5 protein-coding genes and 1 pseudogene are annotated in these 5,039 nt (G+C 67.8%); 2 read left to right on the top strand and 4 right to left on the bottom strand.

The features are described from left to right. The 4 genes from DH10_RS24970 to hemC form a co-directional block, all read right to left on the bottom strand. A partial coding sequence (locus DH10_RS24970; RefSeq protein WP_281423863.1) for a heme biosynthesis HemY N-terminal domain-containing protein occupies positions 1-527 on the bottom strand: 527 nt, incomplete at its 3' end. A 10-nt stretch (positions 528-537) separates the two neighbouring features. After that, on the bottom strand, positions 538-2,010 hold the full coding sequence (locus DH10_RS24965) for a COG4223 family protein (RefSeq protein ID WP_192255977.1): 1,473 nt from the start codon (positions 2,008-2,010) through the stop codon (positions 538-540). 99 nt (positions 2,011-2,109) lie between these two features. After that, a complete protein-coding gene (locus DH10_RS24960) occupies positions 2,110-2,820 on the bottom strand; it encodes a uroporphyrinogen-III synthase (RefSeq protein ID WP_192255975.1) in 711 nt (236 codons plus the stop codon). 1 nt (position 2,821) lies between these two features. Continuing rightward, complete coding sequence (gene hemC, locus DH10_RS24955; protein WP_192255973.1) at positions 2,822-3,745, bottom strand: hydroxymethylbilane synthase; 924 nt, start codon at positions 3,743-3,745, stop codon at positions 2,822-2,824. A gap of 100 nt (positions 3,746-3,845) precedes the next feature. On the opposite strand from hemC, the gene tsaD reads away from it, so the two are divergent. Next, the gene (gene tsaD / locus DH10_RS24950) at positions 3,846-4,931 is read left to right on the top strand and encodes a tRNA (adenosine(37)-N6)-threonylcarbamoyltransferase complex transferase subunit TsaD (RefSeq protein ID WP_192385477.1); all 1,086 of its coding nucleotides are present in this window, start codon (positions 3,846-3,848) and stop codon (positions 4,929-4,931) included. Beyond that, positions 4,928-5,039, top strand: a pseudogene (locus tag DH10_RS38300) (NAD(P)H-dependent glycerol-3-phosphate dehydrogenase); the annotation flags it as partial. The gene tsaD and the pseudogene DH10_RS38300, both read left to right, overlap by 4 nt.

Raw genomic sequence — 5,039 nt, 5'->3', positions numbered from 1 at the left:
TAGTGGCGCGCGGCGTTGCGGTCGCCCAGCCGTTCGGCCTCGAGATAGAGCCCGCGCAGGCCGAGCAGCCGCATTTCCGGATCGTCGAGCATGCGCTCGAACTTCTCCCGCGCGCCTTCGTGGTCGCCTTCGAGCAGCGAGGCCTGCGCGTCGAGCAGATTGATCAGCGGCTCCTGGTCGGAGCTGATCAGCTTGGCCGCCTCCTTGGTCTTCTTGCGGGCCAGTGCGCCGTCGCCGGCGCCGGCCGCGATCATGCCGGTCGACAGCGCCTGGTAGCCGCGGTCACGGCGGCGCACCCGGAAATAGCGCGAGATCGTATAGGGGCTGTTCCACAGCGACTTGATCAGCCACCAGACGATCATCACCGCGGCGACCACGGCCACGATCGCCACCGCCGCCACCATCAGCGTGACCTGGTACTGGTAGCCGTTGAAGGTGACGAGCATCTCGCCCGGACGGTCGGCCAGCCAGGCGAAGCCCAGCCCCAGCGCGAAGACGACGGCAAGGAAGATGAGGATGCGGATCATCGGATGGTCCTCACGCCTTCGTCGCGCCGGCAATCAGCGATTCGATCTGCCTTTCGACCTCGAGCCTCGCCTTCAGTTTGCCGGCAAAATCGGCGCCGGCCGCCTTTGCCGCGTCGGGCAGCGTGTCGTATTCGCTGAGCGCCTTGGCATAGTCGCCCTGGTTGACCGCCACCTCCATGCGCGCCACGGTTTCCGGCGCGCCTTTGCCTTCGACGGCGCCGACCGGCCGTACCTTGACCAGCGATTCGGCGCTCGACACCAGACTTTGGAAGAAGCCGGCATTCTGGTCGACCGGAGTCGCCGCCTCGACCATGGCGTTGGCAGCGGCATCGGCTTCCGAGGCGATCGTGGCACGGGTGGGAACACCTTTTTCCGCATAGCCGCGCAGAACTCCAAGCTCGGGCGCGTTTGGCGCGATCGCCGCGAAAGTATCGAGCTCCGTCGCGAACGGCGCGCCGCGGTCGAGCGCAGCCTTCAGCGCCGAGGCGGCAATCGCCAGCGCGATCTTGGGCTGCGAGGCCTGCGCCTCGACCTTGCCGGAGAGCTGCTGCACCGACTGTTCCAGCGCCGCGATCCGGCCGTCTTCGGCCTTCGCCGCGTCGCCGGCCGATTTCACCAGCGCGTCGAGCCCGGCGAGTTTCTCGTTGAGCGGTCCGAGATCGACGGGGGCGGCACTGCCTGCCTTCTGCAGGTCGGCAACTGCGGTCTCGATCTGGCCGACCTTGTCGTTGAGCGCCTTGAGCGCGGTGCCGTCGCCGCTTTGTCCAGCCGACGATTTCAGCGCCGCGATATCCGACTTCACCTGGTCGAGCGCCGACGACAGGCCGTCAACCTTGGCCGAGGCGCCGGCATCGCCCGTTTCCTTCAGCGCCGTGATTTCACCCTTGAGCGAAGCGATCTCGCTATTGACGCCGTCGAGCGATGGTCCACCGGAGGCCGGCGAGCCGAGCAAGCCGACCGCCTGCAGGAGACCGGCGCCGGCGAGAGCGATCACGCCGCCGATGAGGCCGGCGGCGATGGTGCGCACTCCGGCACGTCCGGAAGCCGACGTCGCACGATCGTCGCTCCGGGTCTCGCCCGGTTTCGGCGCAGAGGCGGCGGAACCGGTCCTGGTCGCCGAAGCATCCTCGAAATCGTAGCCGACATTCTTTGGCTCGCTTTTCGAAGCCTCTTCACCGCCCGGATAGGGCGCCTCCGCCTCATCCTTGCTCCTGGCTTCAGACTCGTCAGCCCCGGCCTGCGCCGCATCGGCGTGTTCCCACGGCTCGATCTCGGTCTGCTCGGCGTGGATCGGCACTTCCGGAGCGTCCGGCTGCGAGGCGACGGCCGCTTCCTCCGCCTTCGCCTCGTCGGTCTGTTCCGGGTTGGCCTCGTCCTTGGCGCCATCCTCGTCGGTGATTCGCGAGACGGCGCCGGGTTCGAGGTCGATGGTCACCGGCTCACGGCGGCTCTTCGAATGTCGCACCTTCGGCGTCTTGACCATGCTTGGGCTCCGCGAACTGGCTTGAGGATGGTTCAAAGGGTCTAGGGGATGCTCTAGCACATCACCAAGCGGTGAAAAGGGGCGGTGTGATGACGCGGCTCAACCCGGCAGCGACAAAAGCGCCAGCAGCGCGTCCTCGTCGGGTTGGGAGGCAATGCGGACCTTTTGCTCGACGACCCCGTCCAATGCCTTAGCGACGCGCGCGGACAGCGCCAGAAACGCCGCCTTTTCGAACAGGTCACGCAGGGCGGGCCGGCGGATCAGCGGACTCAGCGCCTCGGCCGCCCTGGCCGAATAGAGCAGCACCGCGTCGACCGGCCTGTTCGAAAGGCGCGTCACGATCTCTGCATCGGTATGGGTCAGCCGAACGGTGTCGTAGGTCTCGATCGTGCGGACCCGAACGCCGGCTGTCGCAAGCCGCTCCTCGAAGGCGGGGAAACGCACGCGGCCGCAAAGATAGGCGAGGTCCTTGCCCGCGAGCTCGCCGCTGATCGCATCGGCCAATGCCCCCGCATCGCCTGGGCCTTCAGCGACGGAGAGAAACCCAGCCGCGCGGCAAGCCTCCGCGGTCCTTTTGCCGACGGCATGGCAAGGCAAGGCGGCAAGCGCCGCGAGCAGCTTCTTCGGCGCATGACGAACCGCGTTGGCGCTGGTGACGGCGACCGCTGCAGCGGAAAAGACGCTGGCCTCGACCGGCAGCGCCACCGTTTCGGTCAGCGGCAGCAGGACGGGCTGAAATCCCTGGGCTTCGAGCCGCCGGACCGTGCGGGAGGCGCCTGGCTTCGGCCTCGTCACCAGGACGCGGACCATGTCAGGCCCACCCGTCGAAGAATTTTGCGCCGGCCTTGGCGCGCACCGTCCGCGCGGCTTCCGCGCCTATCTCCGCCGCATCCCGGGCCGGGCCGTCCAGCCGAACTTCATGCGACTCGGTGCCGTCGGGCGAGATGATCAGACCGGCGAAAGACAGTTTTTCACCCGATATGGTCGCGTGGCCGGCGATCGGCGTGCGGCAGGAACCGTCGAGCGCGGCAAGAAAGGCGCGCTCGCAGGCCAATGCCTGGCCGGTCGGCACATCGTGGATGGCCGCCAGCATTCTTTCCACCGCGCCGTCGCCGATGCGGCTTTCGATGCCGATCGCGCCCTGGCCCGGCGCCGGCGGGAAGACGTCCAGCGGCATCAGGTCGGTGATGACGCTTTCGAGGCCGAGCCGCTTCAGCCCGGCATAGGCGAGAATGGTGCCCTCGGCGACGCCTTCGTCCAGCTTGCGCAGTCTTGTCTGCACATTGCCGCGGAACATCACCACGTCGAGATCGGGCCGCATCCGGCGGATCAGTGCCTGGCGCCTCAGCGACGACGAGCCGACCCTGGCGCCACGCGGGAGCTCGACGATCCGCTTCACCGCTTTGCCGATGAAGGCGTCGCGCGCGTCTTCGCGCGGCAGAAAGGTGGAGAGCTCCAGTCCATCGGGCAGCACCGTCGGCATGTCCTTGGAGGAATGCACAGCGATGTCGATGCGGCCGTCGAGCAGCGCTTCCTCGATCTCCTTGGTGAACAGGCCCTTGCCACCGGCTTCCGACAGCGGCCGGTCCTGGATGCGGTCGCCGCTGGTCGAGATGGGCACCACTTCGAATGCGTCTTCGGGAAGGCCCTGCGCCTTCATCAGCCGCGCTTGCGTCTCATGCGCCTGGGCGAGCGCCAGCGGGCTGCCACGTGTTCCGATTTTCAAAGTTTGCATGGCGCGCGGTCCGTGATAACCCCCGGCAGGCGAAGCCTGGCCGGCCTTGTCCTATATAGGAATAGCCGGCGACACAATCTTCGAGGACAGCGACGAATTGATCCGCGTTCTGGGCATTGAGACGAGTTGCGACGAGACAGCCGCCAGCGTGGTGGCGCTGGACGGCGGCTCCGCGCCCGAAATCCTGTCCAATGTGGTGCTGAGCCAGATCGAGGAACATGCGGCCTTCGGCGGTGTCGTGCCCGAGATCGCGGCGCGTGCCCATGTCGAGGCGCTGGACGGCATCGTCGAGGCGGCGCTGACCGATTCGGCGGTATCGCTCGACGAGGTCGATGCGATCGCCGCCACGGCCGGGCCGGGTCTGGTCGGCGGGCTGATCGTCGGGCTGATGACCGCCAAGGCGATCGCTGCCGCCGCCAACAAGCCGCTGATTGCCATCAACCATCTCGAAGGCCATGCGCTGACGGCAAGACTGACTGATGGGCTCGATTTTCCTTATCTGCTGTTGCTCGTTTCCGGCGGCCATACCCAGATCGTCGCGGTGCGCGGCGTCGGCGACTACCAGCGCTGGGCAACGACCATCGACGATGCGCTGGGCGAGGCCTTCGACAAGACGGCCAAGATGCTCGGCCTGCCCTATCCGGGCGGACCGAATGTCGAGAAGGCGGCGGCCAAGGGCGATGCCAGCCGCTTCGCCTTCCCGCGCCCGATGAAAGGTTCGGCGCAGCCGGACTTCTCCTTTTCCGGGCTGAAGACCGCCGTGCGCCAGGCGGCGACGGCGATCGCGCCGCTCAGCGATCAGGACGTCGCCGACATCTGCGCCTCCTTCCAGGCGGCGGTGGCCGATGCGCTGGGCGACCGTGTCGCGCGCGCTCTCGCCCGTTTCCGCCGGGAATTTCCCGACAAGGCGAGCCCTGCGCTGGTCGTCGCCGGCGGTGTCGCCGCCAACCGGACGATCAAGGCGACGCTGGAAGCCCTGTGCTCCGAAGCCGGCTTTGCGTTCGTGGCACCGCCGCAAAAGCTCTGCACCGACAATGCGGCGATGATCGCCTGGGCCGGCATCGAGCGGCTGCGCGCCGGCATGGCGGGCGAGAATGCCACCGACTTCGTGCCGCGCTCGCGCTGGCCGCTGGACAGTGTCTCTGCCCCGATAGTCGGCTCGGGCCGGCGCGGTGCCAAGGCATGACTGACGCGGTCACGAGCGGTGGACAGGCCAAAACGCCAAGCGGCTGGCGCGTCGCGGTGCTTGGTGGCGGCGCCTGGGGCACAGCACTGGCGCTCGCTATGCTGCGGG

Origin of the sequence: Mesorhizobium silamurunense (assembly GCF_014843825.1) — a bacterium.
Classification (GTDB): Bacteria; Pseudomonadota; Alphaproteobacteria; order Rhizobiales; family Rhizobiaceae; genus Mesorhizobium; species Mesorhizobium silamurunense.
Note: the sequence above shows the minus strand (reverse complement) of the source record. Positions and strands in the feature narration are given on the sequence as shown.

Excerpts from the sequence above, each read along its gene's own strand:
- DH10_RS24965 (WP_192255977.1), bottom strand. The coding sequence starts at position 2,010 with ATGGTCAAGACGCCGAAGGTGCGACATTCGAAGAGCCGCCGTGAGCCG.
- DH10_RS24960 (WP_192255975.1), bottom strand. The coding sequence starts at position 2,820 with ATGGTCCGCGTCCTGGTGACGAGGCCGAAGCCAGGCGCCTCCCGCACG.
- hemC (WP_192255973.1), bottom strand. The coding sequence starts at position 3,745 with ATGCAAACTTTGAAAATCGGAACACGTGGCAGCCCGCTGGCGCTCGCC.